Origin of the sequence: Sporolactobacillus sp. CQH2019 (assembly GCF_028765345.1) — a bacterium.
In the GTDB taxonomy this organism is placed as follows: Bacteria; Bacillota; Bacilli; order Bacillales; family Sporolactobacillaceae; genus Sporolactobacillus.
Map to the genome: position 1 here is coordinate 48,664 of NZ_JARAJZ010000005.1, position 25,422 is coordinate 74,085.

General features: G+C 47.7%; 24 protein-coding genes. 19 read left to right on the top strand and 5 right to left on the bottom strand.

The features are described 5' to 3' along the window. Positions 1 to 117 precede the first annotated feature (117 nt). Positions 118 to 1,392 carry an ammonium transporter gene (locus OYT88_RS08360; protein WP_274399269.1) on the bottom strand — a complete coding sequence of 425 codons (1,275 nt, stop codon included), beginning with the start codon at positions 1,390 to 1,392 and terminating at the stop codon, positions 118 to 120. A gap of 339 nt (positions 1,393 to 1,731) precedes the next feature. Continuing rightward, positions 1,732 to 2,976 carry a type II restriction enzyme NmeDI-related protein gene (locus OYT88_RS08365; RefSeq protein WP_274399271.1) on the bottom strand — a complete coding sequence of 415 codons (1,245 nt, stop codon included), beginning with the start codon at positions 2,974 to 2,976 and terminating at the stop codon, positions 1,732 to 1,734. 375 nt (positions 2,977 to 3,351) lie between these two features. Between OYT88_RS08365 and OYT88_RS08370 the strand changes: the two genes are divergently transcribed. Together OYT88_RS08370 and OYT88_RS08375 are read left to right on the top strand one after the other, a co-directional pair. Further along, on the top strand, positions 3,352 to 3,873 hold the full coding sequence (locus OYT88_RS08370; RefSeq protein WP_274399272.1) for a hypothetical protein: 522 nt from the start codon (positions 3,352 to 3,354) through the stop codon (positions 3,871 to 3,873). A gap of 279 nt (positions 3,874 to 4,152) precedes the next feature. Beyond that, positions 4,153 to 4,398, top strand: coding sequence for an SHOCT domain-containing protein (locus OYT88_RS08375; protein ID WP_274399632.1), 246 nt, complete (start codon positions 4,153 to 4,155; stop codon positions 4,396 to 4,398). 188 nt (positions 4,399 to 4,586) lie between these two features. Here OYT88_RS08375 and OYT88_RS08380 read toward each other — a convergent pair whose 3' ends face one another. Then, positions 4,587 to 6,191 carry a multicopper oxidase family protein gene (locus tag OYT88_RS08380; protein WP_274399274.1) on the bottom strand — a complete coding sequence of 535 codons (1,605 nt, stop codon included), beginning with the start codon at positions 6,189 to 6,191 and terminating at the stop codon, positions 4,587 to 4,589. 512 nt (positions 6,192 to 6,703) lie between these two features. Between OYT88_RS08380 and OYT88_RS08385 the strand changes: the two genes are divergently transcribed. The 17 genes from OYT88_RS08385 (at position 6,704) to OYT88_RS08460 (ending at position 22,652) form a co-directional block, all read left to right on the top strand. After that, the gene (locus tag OYT88_RS08385) at positions 6,704 to 9,103 is read left to right on the top strand and encodes a heavy metal translocating P-type ATPase (protein WP_274399275.1); all 2,400 of its coding nucleotides are present in this window, start codon (positions 6,704 to 6,706) and stop codon (positions 9,101 to 9,103) included. 72 nt (positions 9,104 to 9,175) lie between these two features. Beyond that, positions 9,176 to 9,391, top strand: a complete 216-nt coding sequence (locus OYT88_RS08390) for a copper ion binding protein (RefSeq protein ID WP_274399276.1) — start codon at positions 9,176 to 9,178, stop codon at positions 9,389 to 9,391. 77 nt (positions 9,392 to 9,468) lie between these two features. Continuing rightward, positions 9,469 to 9,684, top strand: coding sequence for a copper chaperone CopZ (gene copZ, locus OYT88_RS08395; RefSeq protein WP_274399277.1), 216 nt, complete (start codon positions 9,469 to 9,471; stop codon positions 9,682 to 9,684). Positions 9,685 to 9,986: 302 nt separating this feature from the next. Beyond that, positions 9,987 to 10,652 carry a PspA/IM30 family protein gene (locus OYT88_RS08400; protein ID WP_274399279.1) on the top strand — a complete coding sequence of 222 codons (666 nt, stop codon included), beginning with the start codon at positions 9,987 to 9,989 and terminating at the stop codon, positions 10,650 to 10,652. Positions 10,653 to 10,740: 88 nt separating this feature from the next. Beyond that, positions 10,741 to 11,244 (top strand): DUF4178 domain-containing protein, encoded by a 504-nt coding sequence (locus OYT88_RS08405; protein WP_274399281.1) that lies wholly within the window; start codon positions 10,741 to 10,743, stop codon positions 11,242 to 11,244. Positions 11,245 to 11,262: 18 nt separating this feature from the next. After that, positions 11,263 to 12,069: a DUF4247 domain-containing protein gene (locus OYT88_RS08410; RefSeq protein ID WP_274399283.1), complete on the top strand. Its 807-nt coding sequence runs from the start codon at positions 11,263 to 11,265 to the stop codon at positions 12,067 to 12,069. Between the two features lie 344 nt (positions 12,070 to 12,413). Further along, complete coding sequence (locus tag OYT88_RS20900) at positions 12,414 to 12,656, top strand: lipoprotein intramolecular transacylase Lit (protein WP_443217498.1); 243 nt, start codon at positions 12,414 to 12,416, stop codon at positions 12,654 to 12,656. Then, on the top strand, positions 12,562 to 12,855 hold the full coding sequence (locus tag OYT88_RS08415; RefSeq protein WP_274399284.1) for a TIGR01906 family membrane protein: 294 nt from the start codon (positions 12,562 to 12,564) through the stop codon (positions 12,853 to 12,855). Before OYT88_RS20900 ends, OYT88_RS08415 begins: the two co-directional genes overlap by 95 nt. 136 nt (positions 12,856 to 12,991) lie before the next feature. Then, positions 12,992 to 13,705, top strand: coding sequence for a response regulator transcription factor (locus tag OYT88_RS08420; protein ID WP_274399285.1), 714 nt, complete (start codon positions 12,992 to 12,994; stop codon positions 13,703 to 13,705). Beyond that, a complete protein-coding gene (locus tag OYT88_RS08425; protein ID WP_274399286.1) occupies positions 13,702 to 15,114 on the top strand; it encodes a HAMP domain-containing sensor histidine kinase in 1,413 nt (470 codons plus the stop codon). Before OYT88_RS08420 ends, OYT88_RS08425 begins: the two co-directional genes overlap by 4 nt. Then, entirely contained in the window at positions 15,111 to 15,311 is a 201-nt protein-coding gene (locus OYT88_RS08430) for a hypothetical protein (RefSeq protein WP_274399287.1), read from the top strand. The genes OYT88_RS08425 and OYT88_RS08430 overlap by 4 nt, the downstream gene beginning before the upstream one ends. Positions 15,312 to 15,662: 351 nt before the next feature. Further along, on the top strand, positions 15,663 to 15,860 hold the full coding sequence (locus tag OYT88_RS08435) for a DUF2933 domain-containing protein (protein WP_274399288.1): 198 nt from the start codon (positions 15,663 to 15,665) through the stop codon (positions 15,858 to 15,860). A gap of 202 nt (positions 15,861 to 16,062) precedes the next feature. Next, positions 16,063 to 16,344 (top strand): DUF2933 domain-containing protein, encoded by a 282-nt coding sequence (locus OYT88_RS08440; protein WP_274399290.1) that lies wholly within the window; start codon positions 16,063 to 16,065, stop codon positions 16,342 to 16,344. A gap of 702 nt (positions 16,345 to 17,046) precedes the next feature. Next, entirely contained in the window at positions 17,047 to 18,903 is a 1,857-nt protein-coding gene (ftsH, locus tag OYT88_RS08445) for an ATP-dependent zinc metalloprotease FtsH (protein ID WP_274399292.1), read from the top strand. Between the two features lie 573 nt (positions 18,904 to 19,476). After that, a complete protein-coding gene (locus tag OYT88_RS08450; protein ID WP_274399293.1) occupies positions 19,477 to 21,591 on the top strand; it encodes a copper-translocating P-type ATPase in 2,115 nt (704 codons plus the stop codon). An 18-nt stretch (positions 21,592 to 21,609) separates the two neighbouring features. Further along, positions 21,610 to 21,981, top strand: coding sequence for a cupredoxin domain-containing protein (locus OYT88_RS08455; protein WP_274399294.1), 372 nt, complete (start codon positions 21,610 to 21,612; stop codon positions 21,979 to 21,981). Between the two features lie 449 nt (positions 21,982 to 22,430). After that, entirely contained in the window at positions 22,431 to 22,652 is a 222-nt protein-coding gene (locus OYT88_RS08460; protein ID WP_274399296.1) for a methyltransferase family protein, read from the top strand. A 277-nt stretch (positions 22,653 to 22,929) separates the two neighbouring features. On the opposite strand, the gene OYT88_RS08465 is transcribed toward OYT88_RS08460, so the two are convergent. Together OYT88_RS08465 and OYT88_RS08470 are read right to left on the bottom strand one after the other, a co-directional pair. Next, positions 22,930 to 25,044: a heavy metal translocating P-type ATPase gene (locus OYT88_RS08465; RefSeq protein ID WP_274399297.1), complete on the bottom strand. Its 2,115-nt coding sequence runs from the start codon at positions 25,042 to 25,044 to the stop codon at positions 22,930 to 22,932. Continuing rightward, positions 25,037 to 25,411 (bottom strand): ArsR/SmtB family transcription factor, encoded by a 375-nt coding sequence (locus OYT88_RS08470; RefSeq protein WP_274399298.1) that lies wholly within the window; start codon positions 25,409 to 25,411, stop codon positions 25,037 to 25,039. The genes OYT88_RS08465 and OYT88_RS08470 overlap by 8 nt, the downstream gene beginning before the upstream one ends. Positions 25,412 to 25,422 lie beyond the last annotated feature (11 nt).

Sequence of the window (25,422 nt, forward strand, 5' to 3'; positions counted from 1 at the left end):
GATTCTGCCGCTTTTCAAGTACACCTATTATATGTATATGAAAAAGAGCCTCTCAGCTGGAGGCTCTTTTTGCGTTTCGTTTAATAAATTATTTGAGAGATAAAGATCGGATGCCGATCATTTCGCTTCTCTTTCTGCATTTTCCGCATAGCTGTATTCGCCGTTCGTTTCACCGTAACCGTATGCCCCGTGTTCGCTGATATCGATTCCGGCCGTTTCCTGATCAGCAGTCACACGGATGCCGATCGTCGCCTTGATAATGCTCAGAACGATAAGGGAAACGATACCGACGAAAACGAAGGCACTGGCGACGCCCAAAATCTGAACGCCGAGCTGGTAGAAACCGCCGCCGTAGAAGAGCCCCGGCCGGCCGACACCGACGATTTTTACAAGCTGCGGAGCGGCAAAGAAACCGGTCGAGATTGTCCCGATCACACCGGAGACGCCGTGTACCGAAACAGCATAAATCGGATCGTCCAGTCCTTTGCTTTCAAAGAATAGTGAAGTCCAGTAAGTAAAGGATCCGGCAACCGCCCCGATAACAATGGCTGCCCACGGTTCAACGAAAGCACAGGAAGCAGTAATGGCGACCAGCGCCGCCAGCACACCGTTACACATGGCGCCGATATCCGCTTTTTTTGAAAGAATCATGGCCGTAAACAAAGCACCCAAAGCACCGGCTGCCGCGGCAAGGTTCGTCGTCAGGGCAACATATCCGTAGAATTCCGGCTGCCCGACAGTGGAAGCAATGCTCCCGGGGTTAAAACCAAACCAGCCGATCCAGAGAATGAACGTACCGAGATAAACGAAAGGAATACTGTGCGCCGGAATGGCGTTCGGCTTTTTGTTTGTAAACTTCCCGATTCTCGGCCCGAGAAGCAGCGTGCCAATCAGGGCCGCCGTCGCGCCCTGCAGGTGGACGACGGTCGATCCGGCAAAATCCTGCATGCCGAGATGAGCAAGCCAGCCGCCGGAATTCCATACCCAGTGGCCGACCACCGGATAAATAAAGGCCACAAATATGAGACCGAAAATGAAATAAACCGAAAGTTTCGCCCGTTCCGCAAAGCCGCCCCAGACGATAGCAAGAGATACGGCGGCAAAAGCAAGCTGGAAAAGGAAGGATATGGAATTGGTCCCGGTCGGCAGACCGCTCAGAAAGAAATTAGTAAAACCGATGAAGCCGTTCCCGTTTCCAAAAGCGATCCCGTAACCGAAAGCCCAAAAAGCAAGGGAGGCAACGGCTAAAGTGATGATTTGTTTGCCGGTGATATGGCCGGCGTTCTTGCTGCGCAACGACCCCGCTTCCAGAAAAGCAAAACCGGCCTGCATTAAAAGAACTAAGATTGCTGCAATAAATACCCATAATTCATAAGGATTGACCACATTCATGCACCAATGCTCCTCTCGTATATTATGAAGATATTATAACATATAATGTAAGTAAAAGTTACAACTAAATATTAAAAATATTCATTTATTTTTGAAAGGGCTTACAATCGGGACGATCGGTTCATTTTTTAAAGTATGTCCGATGAATGCGCGGTTACTTAGGATAAGGAAAAAAGCGAAGAAAACAGTGCATTTACTAGAAAGTAAAGGGATCTTTGTATTGATTTGCCGCGCTTTCCCCCGGGAAAGTCGGAACGGTCCGCACGCTGCCGATCTAATAAAAAAGAGCCGCCCTTGCGGCGGGCAGCTTTCAACGGAATAGGGACAAGTAAGAAAATATCACACCGTTTTTGAAACGGGATCAAGGACCGTGAGATCCGTGCCGAACTTGCACATCGAATCACAATCACATTTTAAATCAGAAAATAAAATATAGTTCATGGCCGACGTCGTTCCTTGAAAAGAAGGGCGCAGCAACTGTGCCCGGATCTCCTGCTCACGTTTATCCGGTGCAACAAGAAACAGTCTGCACGATTTATTGCTCAAAGATAATGAAAGATCATAAAGCCTGAGTATCCCCGAGTAAATCGAAGTACTTTTTTCCACCTCAAATCCGCTGACGATCTCTCTGTCCTGATTGAGCCAGATCACATCGATTAATGAAATCGTATCGAATGTTTTTTTGGGAAGGCCCGATAGCGGCAATCTCGGCAGAGAGTACTCGCCCAGTTTTTTCCCGCGCCATTCCCGCTGATGATCATTCTGAGCGATCCATATCGAATATCCCAATGCCTTTCCGAGCTTGGCCAGATAATATTGCATTTCGCTGTGGGTAGTCTCCTCGGACAGATCGTCCAGGACTTGCCGATGCCTTTTGTTAAAATCTCTCATTCTTCTTTTTCCTTCATCTTCCAGAAATCTGCCGGCATTTTCCGGTATAATAAGCCGACCCGAGCCGATTTCAAAAAACAGTCCGGCAACGGCTCCGAGATCTTTCGACAAAGCAAATTGTTTATTTGCCGCAAGGACGGCAGCTCTCATTTCCAAATAGGCAGTCCAGGAACCGAGTTTTGTTTTGCTGTGGAATAAAGCATTGAATCCCCTGACAATTGCTGTATTGAACGGAGGGAATAAGGTCGGGTGCAGGAAATAAATGATATTAGCGACAGCCGGTCCCAGACCCTTGATATGCAATTGATCGAGTCTGATCATTGCATTCTCTATCTGTTCCCCGTTCTTTGCCTGCAGGCAGGCATTTAAAAATCGACCGAAAGCCAGCTGATTTTCCGCATTTTCATAGATATCCGGAATGCGGAGCTTGGGTTTCCAGAAAAACGCGTGAGCCGCGCCTTCGAAAATTTGTTTCTGTTCGGATATGGCAGTGACGACGGTTTCAAGACTGGATCCTTTAAAGTCATTCCCGAACGTTCTGTTTTCTATTTCGGAAACGACCTTCCCGACTCCTTTTTTTATCGTACGAAAAGCTTTAAGCCGTTCATTATTATTGATAAACCATGTGTGATAAACGGATTCTTCGTCTTTCCTGTATTGCTCTATAATGGTGTTTACCCTTGATATGTCCAAATGGCCGCTACCTCCGGAAAAATAGGCTTGCCCTTATTATAACTTAAACGGGTATCTCCTCAAACCATGTATCCAGTAGGGACACAGCACGGGATTCTTGCGAAAAGCGATCGCCTGACACGGGCGGCAGTCGATTCGAATGTTCAGGCGAACGGTGCTTGATCCCGCTGAAAAAAAGAAATATTCTGCGCGGGCGCTGCATGACGGAAACGTGCGGTCTTTTTCTTCGGCCCGCCGCGAATTCCTGTGAATCGCGGCTAAAATCGCCGGGAAACACTGGCGTATCATCAGCAAAGTGCAAAATATCAAAAGTAACGAACAGAAAGTCGTCAGTAACGACCAAAGAATCGCCAGTAAACAGACTGGAATCAATAAGTGCGAATAATCAGAACATGGGTATCATTTCTGACTGATCGACCAACCGCGTCCGGGAATTTATCGATCTTCACCGGGAGTTTATCGGTCGTTATGCCGGGTTTATCGATCTTCACTGGGAGTTTATCGGTCGTTATGCCGGGTTTATCGATCTTCACTGGGAGTTTATCGGTCGTCGTGCCGGGTTTATCGATCTTCACCGGGAGTTTATCGGTCGTTATGCCGGGTTTATCGATCTTCACCGGGAGTTTATCGGTCGTTATGCCGGGTTTATCGATCTTCACTGGGAGTTTATCGGTCGTCGTGCCGGGTTTATCGACCATCGTCGGGAGTTTATCGGTCATTATACGTGAATTATCGGTCATCTCGCCTGTTTTATCGATCGTTCTTTTTATCGCCCGCCGCGGAAGTTCAGAGATCGCAGGCATACTCTTCGTCTTTCGAGAGATTGACGGTCTCAGGAAAAGTCGGTCATCATTTGACGGCGCAGCAGGGAAAAAAACTAAAGAGATACGCATATAACCTAAATAGCATAAAGGGAGGCGGTCAGAACGGCGGCAGCGAACGTTTAAAAAAACTGCTTTCGAAAAAGTCCGGATGATTCACCGCGATGCGACGGCCAGTTAAATAAGAGCAGCTTATGATCCGAACGGGCACCAATTTTTGAACGCTTTTCTAAACAGTTTCTTCATAATCGCTGAGTATGCTTAGAAGAGGACGACGGAAAAACACACTCCGTCTGCCGGCCGGTGAGGCATGCTGCAGGCCTTGATAATAAAAAAAGAAAGGATCGTGACGGCAATGATGGGATGGAATGACGGAATGATGGGCGGCTGGAGTATCGGACTGGGTGTCGCGGGATGGCTGATTCAGCTTCTCTTCTTTATCGCGATTATCTATCTGGCGTTTGTTCTGATTCGGCGGCTACATCATGCACCGGGATCGGGAAGAGAAAATCACAGTGAAGAAATTTTAAGGGAACGGTTTGCCCAAGGTGAGATAACGGCGGAAGAGTACAAAAAAATGAAAGAAATCTTGAAAAAATGATTCCGGTCGTTCAAACGAAAAAATAATCTCTCAGTTGAGGGGAAACCGTCAATTTCCGGTTTCATGGACATGTTTTCACAAACGAATGAATGGAATCGGAGCACGGGTAACTGATCGGATCCATTATAAAGCAAGGGGGGACAGGCCGGAACGGCTTATCCCCCCTTAACTCTTGGCAATCGCCCGATTTACTCGGGCTTATTCATTTCTGTTCTGCTCGGCACGTAGTTCGAATGATAGTCCGTGTATTCTACTTCCGTTACCATGCCGGCGTTCGCATGATGAAGATCGTGGCAATGAAACAGCCAGATTCCGGGATTGTTTGCCAGAAAAGCAATTTCGTATGTTTCTCCGGGTTTGACATTCAGTGTATCTTTATAGATGGGCGAACCGGTAAAAGGCTTTCCGTTCCGGCTCAGAACCTGGAAAAAGTGGCCGTGCAAATGCATCGGATGATTATTTGCCCGGTCGCGATTGACGATCTTGATTTTCACTCGATCTCCGGTCTTTACCTGGATTGGATCCGTATTCGGGAAGGTTTTTCCGTTGATTGTATAAATCATCCCGTTCTGATCCATTCCTGCGTTGAGATTCATGGTATAGGAGACATCGTACTTTTGATTTAACGTGAATTCAGGTTTGGTCTGAGTTCCGTAATCGGCAAGATCAATCGCAGGCAGCGCCGTTCCGGCATCGGACCGATCGGCTGCGGCCGTACTGCCTTCGTAGTCAATCAGCGCCCTCATCCCGTCCGTACCTTTTACCGTCCCATGATCCTCGATATACCATTTTCCCGGATTATCGGCAGTGAAGGAAACATCATACCGCTCTCCGGGAGCAATGGAAATCACCCGGTTCTTAACGGCCTGTGGGTTGTTGACGGGCTGTCCGTCGGCGGCGATGACCTTAATACTGTGGCCATGGATATGAATATTGTGCACAAGATAGCCGCTGTTAATGAAACGGAGACGGACTTTATCGCCCTTTTTGACCGTTAAGGATTTCACTGAACTGCCGCTTTTTCCATTGATGGTAAACAGGTCGTACATGCTCATGTTATCTTTCATCATATTTCCGGGCGGGTTCGTGCCGTCCATATTCATACTGCTGCCGCTGCCCGAACCGCCCATATCCATACCGGACATGCTTCCCATTCCGCTGTTCGTATTATTTTGCACGCCGGAAGTCATCGTTTTTATCTGATTTGTGATCTGATTCTTATCCGTTACCCATTCATCCAGCATCAGAGTATAATCCCTATCATATTTTTCTGCCGGGTCTTCGACAATAAACGCACCGTATAATCCGCGATCCACCTGATTCACAGAATCCTGATGGGAATGATACCAATAAGTTCCCGGTTTATCGGCAACAAATTCATACGTATAGCTCTTTCCCGGTGCAACGGCATTTTGTGTCACCCCGGGGGCGCCGTCAACTTTATTGGGAACGGGATAGCCGTGCCAGTGGATCGATACCGGAGCCGATAGATTGTTTTTCAGTGTGACACGGATTTTTTGCCCCTTGCTCACACGGATCTCAGGCCCCAGAACCGAGCCGTTAAATGTCCAGACAGGGACGGTTGTCCCGTTGCCGAGCTTTTGAGTACCTTTTTCAGCAACGAGTGTAATATTGGGTCCCCTTAATATTCCGGCAGATGATGATACGGCAGATTCGCTGCCCGCAGCCGCCGTGTTGTCTCCTGAACGGCTGTTACTTTTTGTTGCTGCAGAACATGCTGTGATCAGCAATAATGCCGAAACAGTCATTGCGGCAAAAAAGACTCTTTTCATTTAAGCACTCTCCTTATCTGATTTTCACAAGTGTATAAGACAAATGTGAAGAAACTGTGAAGAATAACCGGATGGGAAAAAGAGATCATGGTTAATGAATGGACAATTCAAAAGTAAGCAAACGCCGGACCAACGTGAAATGAATGAAGAATACTTTAACTCCAAAAACATGCAGGGACAGAACGGATCAATCTTTGTCCTGTTTTATTTAAGCCTGTCTGAAAATGTTTTCAAGAAAGATATGACCTTTTTCATTTTCAACATAGAAACAACACATTTCCTTATTAGAATAAAGAGCGAAAAGCGCGGCAATCATTTCTTAAAGCAAATAGTGCGATTTTAAATTTGACAATTATACCCCCTATGGGTATAATCAAAGCTGAAGAAGGGAGATGGTAATAGCTTCCACACGGGCTTCTGGGCAGCAACTGGATTTGCGGACGGCAAGTCCGACTACTTTTCTTATCGTTCACATGTTTTCCATGTGAGTTTGATATAGGGGGATGAGGCTTATGAATGCAAAGGCCTTGCAGATCGGGATTACAGGAATGACCTGTGCTTCCTGCTCGACAAGAATAGAAAAATCTCTGAATAGGATGGACGGCGTCCAAGCAAACGTCAATCTCGCTCTGGAGAAAGCGAAAGTAACGATAGACGAAGAAAAGGCAAAACCCACGGATATTGTGCAGAAGATTGAGAAGTTGGGGTACGGGGTACGGACGCAGCGACTGGACGCCGATATTCTCGGGATGACCTGCGCTTCCTGCGCCGCGCGTATCGAAAAAGGGCTGAAGCGGATGGCCGGCGTCGTGTCCGCACAGGTTAATCTGGCGACTGAATCGGGTACCGTGATTTTCCAGCCGGGGATCACAGAACCGGAGGCAATTTACGATCGAGTCAAGAAGCTCGGCTATAAAGCCGTTCCGAAACGGACAGAGGCGGAAGATGAAAAGGACAAGGAACTGAGGAGAAAGCGGCAAAAATTGATCGCGTCCGTTATTCTCTCTTTGCCCCTTCTTTACACAATGATTGCTCATCTTCCTTTTAATACGGGGCTGCCGATTCCGCAGCTGCTGATGAATCCGTGGTTCCAGCTCGTGCTGGCCGGCATCGTTCAATTCTACATCGGCGGGCAATTTTATGTCGGCGGGACAAAAGCGTTAGTAAACAAGAGCGCCAATATGGATGTGCTGGTCGCATTGGGAACGAGCGCCGCCTATTTTTACAGTGCGTTTGAGACGTTCCGTTATCAGTTCGGCGGACTGGCCAGCCCTGATCTTTATTTTGAAACCAGTGCGATCTTAATTACGCTCGTCCTCTTGGGCAAATATCTTGAAACCCGGGCAAAGCGGCAGACCACTGCGGCGATTACCCAGCTCATGGGCCTTCAGGCAAAGGAAGCGACCCTTATAGAAGACGGGAAGGAGCGCAAGGTGCCGATTGATCAGGTGGCCGTCGGTGATTTGTTAAGAGTGAAGCCCGGCGAAAAAATACCGGTGGACGGCAAGGTTGTAGATGGCCATTCATCGGTCGATGAATCGATGATTACGGGAGAATCGATTCCCGTCGAGAAACAGAAAGGTGACAAACTGATCGGTGCGACTGTGAACGCCAACGGCATGTTGGCGATGAAGGCTGAAAAAGTCGGCAAAGAGACGGCCTTGGCCGGCATCGTTAAAATTGTCGAGGAAGCACAGGGATCGAAGGCGCCGATCCAGCGTCTGGCCGACAGCATCTCGGGTATTTTTGTCCCGATTGTTATCGGCATCTCTGTCCTTGCTTTTCTGACCTGGATTTTCTTAGTCACGCCCGGCCAGTTTGCCCCGGCTCTCATCGCGGCGATCAGCGTACTGGTCATCGCCTGCCCGTGTGCGCTCGGCCTTGCGACACCGACATCGATTATGGTCGGCACGGGCAAAGGAGCGGAGAACGGTATTCTCTTTAAAGGAGGTGAGTATCTGGAAACGACGCAAAATCTGCAGGCGATTCTCTTCGATAAGACGGGGACCGTCACTAACGGGAAACCGGAAGTCACCGACGTCATCCCGCTCAATGGGGCTGACCGTAAGCAATTAGTGGCCCTTGCCGCTTCTGCCGAATCTGCGAGTGAACATCCGCTCGCCCAGGCGATCGTTGCCTACGGAAAGACAGGCAGTACGGATATCGCTGTTCCGAATCAATTTCATGCGCTCGCCGGCTATGGGATCAAGGCAGCTGTTTCCGGTAAAGAACTGGCGATCGGCACGCGCCGGCTCATGAAAGAAGAGGGTATTCCTTATCTGGACACGGAAGAACAGATGCATCGGCTTGAATCCGATGGGAAAACGGCGATGCTTGTCGCCTATGACGGCAAGCTTCAGGGAATCATTGCCGTAGCGGACACGATTAAGAACTCTTCGAAACAGGCGATTGAAAAATTGAAAGCGCGCGGTCTCTCCGTTTACATGATTACGGGCGACAATGAACGCACGGCCCGGGCGATCGCCCGGCAGGCCGGTATCGACCATGTTTTTGCCGAGGTTCTTCCCGAGGAGAAAGCGGCAAAAGTTAAAGTTTTACAGAATGAAGGGCTGAAGGTAGCCATGGTCGGCGACGGCATCAATGACGCCCCGGCGTTAGCTACAGCAGACATCGGCATGGCGATCGGCACGGGTACGGACGTTGCGATTGAAGCAGCCGATATCACGCTGGTCGGCGGCGATCTGATGCATATTCCGAAGGCGATTGATCTCAGCCGGAAAACGATGCGGAATATTCGCCAGAACTTGTTCTGGGCGCTGTTTTATAACACGGTCGGCATCCCGGTGGCCGCTCTCGGCCTGCTTGCCCCATGGGTAGCCGGTGCCGCGATGGCCTTCAGTTCCGTTTCCGTTGTGACAAACAGTTTGCGTCTGAAACGGGTTAAAGTCTGATTTTGTGCGGACCATTGGACTGTGAGCGAGGTTCGAAATAAAGAAAGAATAAAAAAAGGAGATCGAATACTTATGGCAAAAACAACACTTGAAGTTAAGGGTATGATGTCGGATCACTGCAAACACCTAGTCACGAAGACGCTGAAAGATCTTGACGGGGTGTCGGCCGTTGACGTCGATCTGAAGGCAGGAAAAGCAGCAGTCGAATATGACGAGTCCAAGGTGCAGTTCAGCAACATGAAAGAAGCGGTCGAAGAAAAAGGCTACGATGTCGTCGGACAGCAGTGATTAAAAAGGCAGCCAATTATTTTTTGAAAGCTTTCGACGGCCTGCAGCGACAAATTAAAAATAAGGAGATGTAAATGATGACACATACGACTCTGGATGTTAAAGGCATGCACTGCGGGCACTGTAAAGCTTCCGTGAGAAATGCTTTAAGGGATCTTGATGGTGTTTCCGAAGTCGACGTTAATCTCGATACCGGTAAAGTCAATGTTCATTATGATGAAGCTAAAGTGCAGTTCAGCAACATGAAAGACGCAGTCGAAGAACAGGGCTACGATGTCGTCGGGCAGCATTAATCCGGAAAGTGTCCCGCCTGAGAGGGGAGGGGCACTTTTTTTGATCAATAAAAGGAACAGCACCATCAAATAAGCCCTGATCGTTAAAATAAGCATTGCTTTCACGAAAAATAGTGTTCCTTTTACATGGTTTCTACATAATTATCATGTAATCTGTTTATAACGGAGAAGGGGGGAGCATGGCTGCTGATAAAAGTCAAACGAGCGAATCCTTATCGCTTGGATAAGCACCGGGTTCGTTTTGCCGGCATCCTCTGCACGCAGCAAAAACAATCCGAAAAACAGTCAGGAGGTTCTATAGAATGTCATTATTTAAGAGATTGCGTGATCTGACAGCTTCCAATATCTATGCGTTAATTGAAAAGGCGGAAGACCCGGTTAAAATGACCGACCAGTATCTGCGCGACATGCAGGAAGATCTGAGTGAGGCTGAACGGGGCGTCGCTTCGCAAATTGCCCTTGAAAAAAAATTCAAGACGCTTTATGAGGAACAAAAAGCGCTGGTTGCCAAACGGGAAGAACAGGCGCACCTGGCTGTTGAAAACGGAGATACAGATCTGGCGCGAAGAGTCATTGAGGACAAACAAAACGCCGAACAGAAAATGAGCGAATACAAGGAACGCTACGAGCAAAATCAAGCCGCAGCTGAAAATCTTCGTCAGAAACTGGAAGAGATGCGCAAGCAGGTTGCCGAACTGAAAGACAGGAGAGAGACGCTGGTCGCAAGGGTCAATGCCGCCGAGGCGCAGAAAAAAATTAATGACACGATGTCCGGCTTTGATTCCAGCACGGCCATGGCAGGCCTGAAACGGATGGAAGAAAAGACACTGCAGATGGAGGCAGAGGCCGAAGCAAGCGGAGAAGTCTATAAAAAAGAGAAGTCGATCGATGAAGAATTTGAGAACCTGGGGAAGGACAAAAAAGTCGAGGACGAACTGGCAAGACTGATCGAACAGCATAAAAAATAAAAGAACGACAGGCAAAAATAGTCAGCCGACATGCCGAGCGGTATTCCAAGCCGGCTGTCGGCGTTATTTTTGCGGAAGGGAGAAAAGAATGTCAATCTTTCAGCGAATCGTCAATTTGGTGAAAAAACCCGAACCCCCAATTGAAGAAAAAACAGCTTATACGCTGTCACTAAACGATGTTGTTGATATTTCTCTCACTAGTTATACTGTTGCCGGCAAAACACTTTTCCCGCAGCGTCAGGAAGTTTTTTTTACGATAAAAGACGGCAGCACGATTCGATATTTACGGGTTGCCAAACGAGAAAAACTGGAACTGTCCCTATATGAGGCGATTGACGGGCGCCTGGAAAACATTGATGAAATACCGACAACGATTGAAATGGACGGAACAATCTATCACATGGAGGATCAGGCGATCGGCCCGGCCCATTCATCGGGCAATACCCCGTTTCCATCTTCCGATGAGCGCTACCTCTGGGACTTCCAATCGGATAACTGGAAATTGCTTCGCATCGAATGGCAGGCGGGCCGGATCATGCTTTACGAAGGAGAAGAGGTTCTGCCGGCAGATGTCAAAGTCATTCAGTCGTGAGCGGGAGGAGCGTTGAATATGTTCAAACGATGGTCGAACATCCTAAAGATTGTTCTGGCTTTAGTTATCGGGGCATCCCTCTTAGCCGGATGTTCCGGGTCCGGGCAGCAGGCCGTAAAAGGGGGCTATCCGCTGATCTCCGTGTCCAAAAACGGAAATCAGCAATCCTATATCTATCAGGCTGACAAAAAGTCCGTTCCCGAAGTGGCCAGGGAACTGAGCAGCCAGAAAAAACCGGATCAGATATCCAAAAACAGCAATCAGCAGATGTTTCTTGTTTATCCGGACGAATTATACAACCTTCAGAGAGACGAGAAGAATCCTGAAAATACTCTGATTGAAGTGAGTAATAAAGAATTTGTCCGCAGCAACTACAGTTCGTCATTTCTCCAGGGATTTCTTTCCGGAGTCCTTCTTGACAAGTTGTATCAATTAGGCCGTTCTCCGGGCAGTTATCGCGGATACGCAAACGGGAATACGATCCGGTCGAAGGCAAAGTATCAGGCGGCGACAGCCGCTGAGAAGAAAATTATTCCTCCTATAACGAAGCAGACGACCGGCTCGATCATTAAACGGAGCCGCTCCGGCAGTAACGGGAACACATTTTCAAGTACCTTCTCAAAAATAAAAGACAACGTCACAAAAGATGTCGGACAGGCGATTCATTCAGTAGAGAAAAATAGCGGGAAGATTTTCAAGTCAAACAGCGGTCAAGGGTCCAATAATGTTTATCCTAAAAATCAAAGGATAAAAGTTCCAAATAATAATTCGCCGCCTAAAATCAATACAAGAAGTTTTGGGAGGATCTTAAAAAGAAGCAGATAAAACGCTGATCGGCTCTGTCAACAATAGATCGGAAAGAGAATACTGCGGATTTTAAACGAACAAAGCATAAGCAGATGACTGGCAGAATTTTATTTCCCAATTCTCTGATCACGTTTAAAAATATTATTTCATACAGGTTGGGTGCCGCCGATGCATAAAGAAAAATCCAGACGATTTCAGCTCCTGCTTTCGATAAATCCTGCTCTTTTTGTCGTCAGCCTTGCCATAGTAATTGCTCTGTTATTTAAGCCGCTTTATTGATATTGGCTATCTGGGGATTGACAGGCTGGCCGGAATCAGCAGAACCGGAATTATTGAAAAACTATCATTACATGATTCACTAGTTGTCCAATCCGCTATCCCAGTCTTTCAGGCTTCCGTCCCTGCCCTATTCAGAGCGCGGACAAATTCACATTGCGGATGTAAGGAAGATTATTACTTCTATTGAAATACTCTTAATTATAACTGGCCTGATCCGGCCTGTACCGCAGCATGAAACAGGGGAAGGTCGTTTTTCTGAAAACAGCGTCTCTTATTCTTTTGTCTTTTATCATTGCGGTACTGGCAGCGTTCGTTGTGAACTTTGATGCATCATTCACAGTGTTCCATCTGCTCTTTTTTAGAAATAATGACTGGTTATTTGATCCCGTTGCCGACCCGGTCATAAACATACTTCCGGAAACCTTTTTCCTGCATGCCGCTTTATTCATTTTAGCATTGATTGTTCTTGCTATTATCATACTAAGCGTATGCCATAAGAAGCTGTTAAGAAAAATGGGTAAATAAATCCATCTGCTTGTTCAAGTTTTCCAACTATTTTTATGAGTAGGCCGCCTTTCAGAGGAGAGGTTTGCCATTGGCTGTTTTCTGTTAAAAAATGTCATCCGAAGAAGAAAAATCTGTTGTATGATGGGAGAAGGTGATGAGCATGAAGAAATTAAAAGTCCTGCTGGTGGATGATGACTGGAAACTGCGCAATTTGCTGCGCATTTATCTGTCTAAAGAAGGATTTGATACCGTTGAAGCATCAGACGGCCGCGAAGCGATGACGAAGGTTCGCAATCTGTCCTTTGACCTGGTCATACTGGATGTCATGATGCCCAATATGGACGGCTGGGAAGTCTGCAGGTCGATTCGTCAGACACAATCCGTTCCCATTCTGATGCTGACCGCTTTAGGCGAGACCAAGGAGAAAGTACAGGGACTGGAAATCGGAGCCGACGATTATTTAACAAAACCCTTTGATCCGGATGAATTGATTGCCCGGGTTCATGCATTGATTCGCCGGGCATCTTCCGTTTCAACGAAACAGACGGCAGACAACGTCCTGAATTTCCCGGCATTGACGATTGACCGGGACGGGCGCCGGGTTCTTGTCCATGAACAGCCCATCGAGATGACACACAAAGAATTCGATCTCTTTGCCGTACTGGCTCAGAACAGCGGACGGGTTCTGTCGCGCGAGCAGTTAATTGAACAAATCTGGGGCTATGATTTCGAAGGCGATGCCCGGGTCGTTGATATTCATATTAAAAATATAAGAGAAAAATTAAAAAAATCCGGCTTAGCATATAACCCCATCCAAACGACATGGGGAGTCGGTTATAAATTCGAGGCCGAGGTCAGAAGGCCATGAATATCAATCGAATCGGACTGAAATTGGGTGCGGCGATCATTGTACTCATGATTGTGATCCTGGCGTCCGCCGGCTTTGCCGTCGATCGGCTGTTCACTAATTTTTATGATGCGCAAATGAGAGATAACGCACAGGGAATAGCCGATCATTTTACGACGATGGCGGAGTCCGGCGATTCTTCTGTACAGTCCATGATCCGCAATTTTGCCGAATTTTCCAATGTGAAAGTCTACTGGCTCAGTGATGACGGAAAGGTCCTGACGCTTTCAGGAACAAAACTGGCGGATCCGTCTTTCGTCAGGGCACGTGATACCAAGCGGCTCCTGTCCGGATACCCGGTAGAATATATGTCCGGCAATACAAGCGGCCGGCGCTTTTATGTGGTGGGCAGACCGATCAGGACGGATTCATCGGCCCGGCCGGCGATCTATATTGTCTCTTCTATGACAGAAATTGACAACTCTCTGGGACGGCTCAGAAATTTACTGATGCTGTCCGGTTTAGGTGCCTTTCTTCTTGCGCTGGGTATGATTCTGATCATGAGCAAACTGCTGTCCCGGCCGCTGCTTCAAATGCAGCAAATGACCGAGAAAATGGCGAACGGGAATTGGGATACACGGCTCCGGGTCGGAAGCCGCGATGAGATCGGGATGCTCGGACACTCGATTAATGATCTGGCAGCCAGTCTGCAAAGATACCGGGACACGCGGCAGGCTTTTTTCTCCAATATTTCGCATGAACTGCGGACACCCGTCACGTATCTGCAGGGGTATGCCAAAGTTCTGACTGACGGACTGGTTGAATCCGACAAGGAAAAAAAACAATATTTGTCGATTATTTATCAGGAATCGCTGCGTCTCGAACATTTAATTAATGATCTGTTCACCCTTTCCAAGATGGAGGAGGGGCAGATCAAACTGAAGCCGGAGCCGCTGGATCTGAGGGAAATCATCCGGACAGCCGTCCAGAAAGTGAAACTCAGGGCAGAAAAGAAACATTTGAGTCTGCAGATGGATCTGCACGATCGGGTGCCTTTCGTCCGCGGGGATCGCCAAAGGATGGAACAGGTCCTGTTAAATCTTCTGGAAAATGCGATCCGTTATACGGAAAAGGGAAGTATTCTTGTCCGACTGAGCGGGCAAAAGGAAGCAGCCGTTCTCTCCGTTTCGGACACCGGCGTCGGTATTCCAAAAGATGAGCTGCCTTATATTTTTGAGCGCTTTTACCGGGTCGAGAAGTCGCGGGCCCGGAAATTCGGCGGAACCGGCTTAGGATTGTCTATTGTCAAGAAATATGTTGAAATGCAGGGCGGCACGGTTCAGGTTGACAGCGAACCGGGTAGCGGCACTACATTCCGATTGATTTTGCCTTATGAAGAAAAGCAAGGGAAAGGCAGGATAAAGTCATGAAAAAAATTGATTGGTTTTTTTCGCTCCTTCTGATCATTATGGGGCTGACCTGTCTTCTTTTTTCTGCAAATGCATTCGGCCATGAAAATTTACTTTCCTTTGGAAAGACTCTTGTCCGGGTTTGCATGTGGCTGGCCTGCCCGGTGCTTCTTTTTGTCGGCTTTTATATATGGTTTCATTTCAGGAAGAAGAGATAACGCTTTTACTTTTTGGATGATGATTGCCTCTTTCGTTCACGGCCGCACTGTGCCGCGAATTTATAAAGGGTTCTTTTCGAAGCAATCGACTCCCTTAAAGAGCGTCCCCATTTCTCGATCAATATTCCCCGGCAACGATGAGTCAATCAGACGTAATGTCGATTACCTCTCTGTAACGGCTGATCAACCAGCTGCTATGGCTGATAAACGGCCCATAATGGCTGCGGTCGGACAATAGATCGATCATCAGCAATCAACATTTTTTGTTAATACTCCGATTCTACATGTTTTCCACACAGATTCCACACAATTCTTTTCTACACTACTAAGTGTAGAGAGGAGGGAAGGACCATGGACCTGAGCTGGCTGCTATTACTTGCCTGTCCCCTGATGATGCTCCCGATGATGTTTATGATGAAGGGACATCATTCAGACACGGATCACTCTGAACACCATAAAGAGGCTAAAGATGCAAATGAACTGAATGCTTTGAAAGAGCAGAACGACCTTCTGCGGGAAGAACTTCAGCAGTTAAAAAATAAGGAATAATAATGGAGGAATGCTATATGTCTTGCTGCGGCAATCATCATCATGAGAGTCATCAGAGCGGGGACCATCAGCACGGAACACATCAACACCTACAGGATCAGCAGAACAAGTTGAACGCAGTCAAAGAACAGAATGAACAGCTGAGAAAAGAACTTCGTCAGCTTAAAAATGAAAAAAGCTGAAAAGTCAGGGAGGGATCAACATGCTTTGTTGCGGAAACCACGATCATAACGATCAGGGACATGAAAATCATGCCCAGAATCATGAAAACCACGACAGTCACGGAACACATCAGCACAGCCATAACTTGATGATGGCCATTTGTTTTCTCATTCCGATTGCTGTCATCGCAGGTTTATTCTTCACGGGCGGTGTTTCAGGTTCGGGCAACCTGCTCATACTGGCTGCGGTTCTGATTTGCCCATTAATGCATCTGTTCATGATGCCGAGCATGATGAAGAAAGGCAATGGTCATCACCATTGATCTGCTGAATGAACGATTTCAACGAGAGCTTTCAATGAGGGGACGAAAAATCGCTCGGGGTTTTTCGTCTTTATTACTCTACCCGCAGAATCAAACAGATGATCCCGCCGGTTCAGGATAAACTGCGGTTCATATGAATAAGCGGCAATCAGGTAAAAACAGCAGCTGTCTCCGTAATTTATCGGCTGTTGCCGCATTATATCAGTCGTTTTCGGAATTTTACCGATCCCCGGAAATGATGTCATCTTCCGAGAGAAGAGGATAACCCCGGGAAGAGCCGATCATACGTTCACTGCACGGTGTGGGCATGAGCTAAAGGAATACTCAAAGAAATTAAAAGTAAAGTGAGCTGAAACAGGAAATGACAAGATCAATAAATAAAGCACAGCCGGGCACTCTAGCCTGGCAGAAACAAAAAATCAGAGAAGAATATGTATACCCGATTTTAGAAAAAGAAGAAGAATTGGCAGCAACAAGAAGGCGGAGGATTTTTAGAAGAAATCTTTATAAAAAAGGACATGTCGGAACAGAGGTTTAGCAATGTCTTTCATGCCATAAGCTTATTTATAATAATATCTGTGATCGCGGATGGCCCTTCTGCGGCCGTACATAAGGCTTTTGAATTTCTGATTCAGGGTATGATAAACAGTGGAAACCGAGCGTCATTTTAAAATGATGGTTTCTTGTCCGGAGAGGATACAAATGAAACGAGTATATAGAAATACAATGATCTATATTTTTATAATTCTGATAGCATTCGGAACCGCTAAATGGCTATCCGGTTCAAATAACGTGATCAGGCCGATGTCTTACAGCACATTCCAGCGCCACCTCGTCGAGGGAGACATCGGTAAATTGACACTTCAACCGGAAGGCAGCACCTATGTCGCCACGGGCCGGTTAAAGAATGACAAGACAAATACAACGTTCAAGACCTACGTTCCGGTAAGTGAACAGGCGATGAATCAGATTACTTCAAGGGACAAGCAGTTCAGCTTAACAGTGAGCCCCGAAGAAACAACGCCCGGCTGGATTATATTTTTCACTTCGCTGATTCCGTTTGTTCTGATGGGGTTATTGATTTTCTTTTTTATGAATCGCATGCGGAACGGCGGGGGACAGATGACGAACCTCGGGAAAAGCAAGGCCAGGCTTTATAGCGAGGATAAGCATAGAGTTACATTCAGCGATGTCGCCGGTGCGGATGAAGAAAAACAGGAACTGGCCGAAATTGTCGATTTTCTTAAAGATTCCAGAAAGTTTGCGCTTCTTGGCGCGAGAATACCGAAAGGCGTCTTACTGGAAGGTCCTCCGGGTACCGGCAAAACCTTGCTGGCCCGAGCCGTGGCCGGAGAGGCGGGCGTTCCTTTCTATTCAATCAGCGGATCCGACTTTGTGGAAATGTTTGTCGGGGTCGGCGCATCGCGTGTCCGTGATCTGTTTGAGCAGGCCAAGAAGCATTCACCGTGCATTATTTTTATTGATGAAATTGACGCGGTCGGCCGCCGGCGCGGCGCGGGTCTCGGCGGCAGCAACGATGAACGGGAGCAGACCTTGAACCAGCTGCTTGTTGAAATGGACGGTTTTGCCGTTGATGAAGGGATCATCGTTATAGCGGCGACGAACCGGCCGGATATTCTTGATCCCGCTTTAATGAGGCCCGGCCGTTTTGATCGCCGGATTCCTGTCGGCAGGCCGGATTTGAACGGGCGTGAAGCCGTACTTCGGGTTCACGCGAGAAACAAATTGCTGTCGAAAACGATCGATTTACGGACGGTAGCCCGGATGACGCCCGGATTCTCGGGAGCCGATTTAGAAAATCTGTTAAATGAAGCGGCGCTGATCGCGGCACGTGCCGGCAAAATTCTCATTGACATGGAAGACATTAATGAAGCCGTTGAACGAGTCATTGCCGGCGTTGCTAAAAAATCACGCGTCATTTCTAAAAAAGAGCAAAATATTGTTGCCTATCATGAGTCCGGTCATACGATTATCGGTCTGGCCCTGGAAGGTGCCGATCAGATACACAAAGTAACCATCATTCCCCGCGGACAGGCCGGCGGCTATACGATATCTCTGCCTAGAGAAGAGCGGCATTTGATGACGAAACCGGAACTATTGGATAAAATTGCCGGATTGCTCGGCGGGCGGGCGGCGGAAGAAATCGTGTTCGGTGAAGCGTCGACGGGAGCAAGCAATGATTTTCAGCATGCAACAAACATTGCCAGGCGGATGGTGACAGAATGGGGAATGAGCGAGAAACTCGGGCCGATACAGTTCGGCAGTCCAAACGGCAGACAGACGCTGCTCGGTCTTATGCAAGGTGAACAAAGTATCAGTGATCGGCTGGCTTATGAGATTGATGCCGAAGTTCAGGGCATAATAAAAGAACAGTATGCACGCTGTAAGAAGCTGCTGTCAGAACACCGTGACCGGCTGGAGCTGATCGCCAAAACCCTGCTGAAAGTTGAGACACTGGAGGCCGGACAAATCAAGGCATTGTATGAAAGGGGAGAATATATAGCACCCGACGGTGATGGCGAGAAAGCGACGTCCTGAAAAGTAAAAAGCTCATTATTTTTTATATCATTACAAACTGTTGTTTTCGGAATGTTATGCACAGATAAAAAGTTGAATTCTGAAGACAGGCAGATATAAGGGAAACGTATTTTTTTCAATGTTTTGAGCTGTAAGTAAAGAAAGCGTTTCTGTGAAATTCAGCAGGAACCTCCCGCAGCCGGTGAACTCATTTCAGACGTTTTAGGAAACCTGTGTCAGCATCATGTTCTCCCGAAGGAACCGGATCCGCGTGCGTCAACTGAAGGAGAATCCCATTTTCACAACCATTCAAAATTGAAAAGCGGATGCGTACATCAAAAAAATGAATTCAGGGGAAAAAACAGAAGAGTTTTGTAACCCAGTGATATTCCTTTTTGATTTTAACAGATTCTACATGCTTTCCACTCAGGTTCTACACGATTACCGGCTAGTGTTATCCATGAAAGAGGAAAATCTTTGTAAAGGTCATACCCCGCTCCGAATATATACAGCAATCTTTTTATAAACATTTGTCTGGAAACAGCAATCCGGGACGTTATCTTTTATCAATTTATGCGAGGGGGAGAATGCACGATGGAAGCAGACAGTACACAGCACATTTACGGGCATGAACAACGGATGCATGGACATGAGGTGATGAGCCATCAAACGATGCAGGATCAAAACCGGCCGGAGGATTCTTCTGAAGAACGGGAATATCGCTCTTTAATGAAGAAATGGTGGCGGGCAGCAATTATATCCGTTCCTGTTATTTTAGTGTCTTATCCCAATTTATTTGGATTGGGAAATCTATTCCCGATGGGAAGCGGACAACTGTGGTGGGCACGGCTGATCATGGGACTGCTTGCCCTGTATGTTGTGATCCGAAGCGGCAGTCAATTCTTTATCGGCACTTGGGAAGGCTTGAAACAGCGTTCCGCCAATATGAACACGCTGATCGCGACCGGCGTCTCGGCGGCGTGGCTTTATTCGCTGGTCGCCCTGTTCTGGCCGCAGATTTTTCCGAGACCGGAAATGGCCGATGTCTACTACGATGTCACCACCGTTGTCACAGCGCTCGTCGTTCTCGGATCGGCACTGGAAGTGAGAGCTAAAGGGCGTTCATCCGAAGCGATTAATAAACTGGTCGCCCTTCAGCCGCAGACAGCCAACGTTGTCAGGGATGGAAAAGAAGTCAAAGTGCCGTTAGAGGAAATAAAAATCGGCGATCAGATTGTTGTCCGTCCCGGTGAAAAGATTGCCATAGACGGAACCGTTGTCTCCGGAAGTTCAGCTATTGATGAGTCGATGCTGACCGGGGAATCGATACCTGTGGAAAAGAATGAAGGCAATGATGTTTTCGGAGGGACGCTGAATAAAACAGGAAGTTTTACGTTCAAAGTCACCAAAGAGCAAAAGGACTCGGCATTAGCCAATATTGTGGAAATGGTCAGGCAGGCCCAGGGATCGCGTATTCCCGTGCAAAAAGTTGTCGATCAGGTTTCGTCATTCTTTACTCCGGGTGTCATTATTGCGGCCATACTCGGCTATATCGTCTGGTATGATTTCGGGCCGCAGCCGGGATGGGTCTACGCATTGATTGTCGCGGTGACGACCTTAATCATTGCCTGCCCGTGCGCGCTGGGCATGGCAACGCCGATGTCCCTGACCACCGGCATCGGAAAAGGGGCGGAGAACGGGATCTTAATCCGCTCCGGAGAAGCGCTGCAAATTGCACAGAAACTGAAAACGATCGTCATGGACAAAACCGGCACGATCACGGAAGGAAAGCCTTCACTGACGGATATCGTTCCCCTTGGAAAATTTACCGAGGAAGAACTTCTCCTCATCAGCGCTTCGATCGAGCAGGGATCCGAACATCCGCTGGCCTCCGCTATTGTGGAAAAGGCCAGAGAAGAAGGGTTGGCGACGGTTAAAAGTGAGGGCTTCCATGCGATTCCGGGACACGGAGTCGAAGGAACGGTTGATGGGAAAAAAATCTATTTCGGTAATTTAAAACTGATGGAAGAAAAGGGCATTCCACTGGACGGCTTTAACCGTTATGCCGCTACGATGTCCGATCAAGGAAAGACGCCGATGTTTCTGGCAGTTAACGGGGAAGCCGGCGGGATCATCGCAGTAGCGGACACTGTCAAGGAGGACTCGTTTTCCGTCATTCGTGAATTGCAATCCATGGGCTTAGAGGTCGTGATGATTACCGGGGACAACGAGCGAACGGCCCGCGCGATCGCCAGGCAGGTTGGGATTGATCGGGTCCTGGCGGAGGTGCTTCCTCAGCATAAGGCGGAAAATGTCCGCAAGCTTCAGGAAGAAGGGAAGAAAGTGGCGATGGTCGGCGACGGAATTAACGATGCGCCGGCGCTCACGCAGGCTGATGTCGGCATTGCCATCGGAACCGGAACGGATGTCGCCATCGAAGCCAGTGATATTACCCTTATTTCCGGGAGCCTGAAGGGAGTCGTCAGCGCCGTCAAGGTCAGCAGAGCGACGATGAAAAACATTTATGAAGGCTTGTTTGGCGCCTTTATTTACAACGCGATCGGCATTCCCATTGCTCTTGGTATCCTCTATCCCTTTACAGGCATTCTGTTATCGCCGCTTGTTGCCGCGGCAGCCATGGCATTCAGTTCCTTAACCGTTGTCCTGAACGCCAACCGTTTGAAAAGACTGAAGTTCAAGTTCAATTAAAAAGGGGAGATGATCTGCATGAATTGGATCGTTACAGTGGCCGGACTGTTATTAATTGGTTTGATCGCCTGGTTTTTCTGGGGGCCGAAAAAGGGAGGAAGCCTAGCAGAAACAAACACTTCCGGCTATCAGGAAGCGAAGATTTTAGTCAAGAATGGATATAATCCATCCCGTATCGTTGTCAAAAGCGGGAAGCCGGTCCGATTTGAATTTACCCGTGTTGAAACGGGAGCCTGTGACGGAATGGTCGTCTTTCCCGATTTTGAGAAAAGTGCGACGCTGCCGGAAGGAGAAAAAGTCATTGTCGATCTTCCTCCGATGAAGACGGGATCCTATGACTTTAGCTGCCAGATGGGCATGTTCAGAGGAAAGATTATTGTGAAAGACTGAATAAATATACATGAACCCCAATTCATGTATCCCCGTCGTGAAGGCATCGATTCCGAAAAACGATCGTTTGCACGAGCGGCGATTTATTGGAAAAGGAGTATATCCTGCGCGGACAGGCGTTACATGGCGGAAACTTCTGACCTTTTTTTCGGTCCGCTGCTGCGTAGTCCTGTAAATCGTGGTAAATCGTAAACGGACCGGAATCAATAAGCGCGGATAATCGGAACAGTAAGTCGTACCTGTACCCGATTGATTGAATCAAACGTGAGATCGACCGCGGCAGGCAGTTTAACAGTTTATCGGTCGTTATACTCGGATTATCGGCCGGCGCCGGCGCTTAATCGGTCTTCAGCAGATGGTAAACCCGGTTTGTCAACCGTGACGGCAGTTTATTGTGGAAACGCTCTCCGTCTTTTGAGAGAAGTCGATCATCAATTAAGGGCACAGGAGTGGCCATCATCGGTTTCCTGATTCAATGGCCGACATTGATTACTCTGATCATGGCTCCCACGTTATTGATTATGTACAGGAGACTGGCAAAAAGGGAAGAGCAAATCATGATTCATGAGTTCGGCGGAGACTATCTGGAGTATATGAAAAAAGTGCCCGGATTTGTTCCCAGAATTCATTTTCCCGGCTTCACTAAGAGAGAACAGACTAAAGGAAGCTGACGGATGATCCTGTCTTTATGTTTTCCTGCATGATTTTTTAAATAGTTATTGCTATGTATGATATTGATACGCACTCCCTGAATCGTTCTGTGATGAACCTGAAAAAATGGATCTTATTTGTAATGATAAGAGTAAAACGGTACTGCTCCATCATAACCGGCCCTGTTCACTTATACGTCTGTCATCTTTCATAATCAAGCTCAAACCCCCTGAATCGGAGTTTAATTGTCCGGCTTCAGGGGGTCACGTTTATACAGGAGGTTACTTTTCTATAACTTTACTCTTTAACTTTCGTGAGCCGTAAACTGTTCAACGTGACCACTATTGTCGCTCCCACATCGGCTAAAATAGCAATCCAAAGGGTCAACAGGCCGGGGAAAATAAGCAGGATAGACAAAGCCTTAATAGTCAGCGAGAACGTTACATTTTGCTTAATAACGGCCAGCGCTTTGCGACTCAGTTTTATCGTATAGGGCAGTTTTGTTAAGTCATCGGACATGAGAGCAATGTCGGCCGTCTCCAAAGCGGTGTCTGTTCCGGCGCCCCCCATAGCAATACCCACAGTGGCTTCTGCCAGTGCCGGGGCATCGTTCACCCCATCGCCGACCATTGCAACCTTTTGTTTCCCGCGGTAGGACTTAATATAGGCCAGTTTTTCTTCAGGCAGCAATTCCGCTTTAATATCAGAAACACCGGCTTCTTTCCCGATTGTCCCGGCTGTTCTTTTGTTGTCGCCGGTCAGCATCACGGTTTGTTCAATGCCGGACTGGCGGAGCTTTTGGATAACATTTCTCGCTGAATCTCTCAGCTGATCAGCCACAGCGATAACAGCAAGAACACTTTTGTCCGTTCCCAAAACCATCACCGTTTTTCCCTGCATCTGCAGGCCGATCACTTGATGATGGACCGTTTTTTCAATACCGTTCGTCAGAATTTCTTCAAAAAGGTTCGGGCTGCCGATATAGTATACGGTCTGCTTAACTTTGGCGCTGACACCTTTACCTGTAATCGATTGAAAATTTTCAATCGCAATATCATTAAATTTTAGACGTTCTTCCTCGGCTCTTCTAACAATAGCCGATCCGAGCGGATGCTGAGAGCCTTTTTCAAGAGCGGCCGCCAGGGTTATCATATCTTTTTCATTATCTTTGAAGGCCACCACGTCTGTAACCTCCGGAACTCCTCTCGTTAACGTACCGGTTTTATCAAAAGCAATGACCTTGAGGGAACCGGCTTCTTCCAGATGAATCCCGCCTTTGATGATGACACCGTTCTTGGCGGCGTTTCCTATTGCCGTCACAATAGCGACCGGTGTCGAAATAACGAGCGCACACGGACAGCCGACGACAAGCAGAGCCAGCCCAAGGTAAATCCAATAGCCCCAGGAAGCTCCCGCAGCTAATGGAGGAACTATTACTAAAAGTACGGCAAAAATAATAACTGCCGGTGTATAGACTTTCGCAAAACGGTCAACAAAAGTTTGAGCAGGAGCTTTCTCCGCCTGTGATTCTTCCACTAAATGGATAATCTTCGAAAGGGTGGTATCTTCAACTTTTTTGGTGACTCTGACTTCCAGCAGCCCTTCTTCATTCAGTGTCCCCGCAAATACTGGATCGTCAATCGTTTTTGTTACCGGAACCGACTCGCCGGTGATCGCTGACTGGTTTAATGTCGAGGTTCCCTTCGTTACCACACCGTCCATCGCCAGCTTCAGGCCCGGCTTCACGATCATGATGTCGCCGATCCGGACGTCTTCTACCGGGACAGTGAACTCACGGCCGTCCCGGCGGACCAGCGTCTCCTTAGGGGCAATTTTCATCAGAGATCGGATCGATTCTCTTGCTTTATCTCCGGAGTAGCTCTCTAATGCTTCGCTGATTGCAAAGAGTATCACAACCGTTGCTCCTTCCTCAAACTTTCCGAGCGCGGCGGCCCCCAGGATGGCAATCGTCATCAGGGTTTCCATATCAAAGTCGAGATGGATTAAGTTTTTGAATCCTGCTATAAACAAAGCATAACCGCCGATTACAATCGCGGCGATAAAACCGATTGTCGGAACAAGGCTCCGTTCTCCGTATCGAATCCCTATAATCAGGCTAATGAGCAGTAAAACAGCCGAAAGATACACTTTAATATTTTCTTTTTGCTTCCAGAACGGAATCTGTTCAACGGCTGGTTCCGATTCATCGCGCACCTTTAAATGCTCGAATGCCCCTGCTTTCTCCAACGCTTCAATCGTTGTGTTTCCGGTCACTGCAATTTTGGCCGCAGCAAAATTGACCTTGGCGTCGGCGACACCTTCCAGCCGTTTGACGTTTTTTTCGAACGTATTGGCGCATGTTACACAATCAAACCCCTGAACGCGGTAAGACTTGACTGGCTGTTCAGACATGTACATTCCTCTCTTTTCTATGTGTTAATGCAATGGAGATGATCTGCCTGATGTGCTCATCATCAAGCGAATAGAATGCCATTTTCCCAACTTTCCGGTATTTAACCAGTCCCTGTTTCCGAAGCACGCGCAGGTGATGGGACGCTGTTGCAACTGATGAGCCAATAATGTTTGCCACATCACAGACGCACAGTTCTTTCTCCTGACACAGGGAATAGATAACTTTAGCTCTGTTTTCATCAGACAGTGCTTTGAACACTTGAACGATACGGGACAAGTCATCGCGCTTATTTTGTAAAATGCCCCGGACCCGCTGAACCTTGTCTTCGTCATAGCAATAAATTTCACATACATCTTTTTCGACCATTTTGCCGACCC

Coding starts and splice junctions, on each gene's coding strand:
- OYT88_RS08360 (WP_274399269.1), bottom strand. CDS start 1,392: ATGAATGTGGTCAATCCTTATGAATTATGGGTATTTATTGCAGCAATC.
- OYT88_RS08375 (WP_274399632.1), top strand. CDS start 4,153: ATGATGGGATGGAATGACGGAATGATGGGCGGCTGGAGTATCGGACTG.
- OYT88_RS08380 (WP_274399274.1), bottom strand. CDS start 6,191: ATGAAAAGAGTCTTTTTTGCCGCAATGACTGTTTCGGCATTATTGCTG.
- OYT88_RS08385 (WP_274399275.1), top strand. CDS start 6,704: ATGAATGCAAAGGCCTTGCAGATCGGGATTACAGGAATGACCTGTGCT.
- OYT88_RS08390 (WP_274399276.1), top strand. CDS start 9,176: ATGGCAAAAACAACACTTGAAGTTAAGGGTATGATGTCGGATCACTGC.
- copZ (WP_274399277.1), top strand. CDS start 9,469: ATGACACATACGACTCTGGATGTTAAAGGCATGCACTGCGGGCACTGT.
- OYT88_RS08400 (WP_274399279.1), top strand. CDS start 9,987: ATGTCATTATTTAAGAGATTGCGTGATCTGACAGCTTCCAATATCTAT.
- OYT88_RS08405 (WP_274399281.1), top strand. CDS start 10,741: ATGTCAATCTTTCAGCGAATCGTCAATTTGGTGAAAAAACCCGAACCC.
- OYT88_RS08410 (WP_274399283.1), top strand. CDS start 11,263: ATGTTCAAACGATGGTCGAACATCCTAAAGATTGTTCTGGCTTTAGTT.
- OYT88_RS08415 (WP_274399284.1), top strand. CDS start 12,562: ATGAAACAGGGGAAGGTCGTTTTTCTGAAAACAGCGTCTCTTATTCTT.
- OYT88_RS08420 (WP_274399285.1), top strand. CDS start 12,992: ATGAGCATGAAGAAATTAAAAGTCCTGCTGGTGGATGATGACTGGAAA.
- OYT88_RS08425 (WP_274399286.1), top strand. CDS start 13,702: ATGAATATCAATCGAATCGGACTGAAATTGGGTGCGGCGATCATTGTA.
- OYT88_RS08430 (WP_274399287.1), top strand. CDS start 15,111: ATGAAAAAAATTGATTGGTTTTTTTCGCTCCTTCTGATCATTATGGGG.
- OYT88_RS08435 (WP_274399288.1), top strand. CDS start 15,663: ATGGACCTGAGCTGGCTGCTATTACTTGCCTGTCCCCTGATGATGCTC.
- OYT88_RS08440 (WP_274399290.1), top strand. CDS start 16,063: ATGCTTTGTTGCGGAAACCACGATCATAACGATCAGGGACATGAAAAT.
- ftsH (WP_274399292.1), top strand. CDS start 17,047: ATGAAACGAGTATATAGAAATACAATGATCTATATTTTTATAATTCTG.
- OYT88_RS08450 (WP_274399293.1), top strand. CDS start 19,477: ATGGAAGCAGACAGTACACAGCACATTTACGGGCATGAACAACGGATG.
- OYT88_RS08455 (WP_274399294.1), top strand. CDS start 21,610: ATGAATTGGATCGTTACAGTGGCCGGACTGTTATTAATTGGTTTGATC.
- OYT88_RS08465 (WP_274399297.1), bottom strand. CDS start 25,044: ATGTCTGAACAGCCAGTCAAGTCTTACCGCGTTCAGGGGTTTGATTGT.
- OYT88_RS08470 (WP_274399298.1), bottom strand. CDS start 25,411: ATGGTCGAAAAAGATGTATGTGAAATTTATTGCTATGACGAAGACAAG.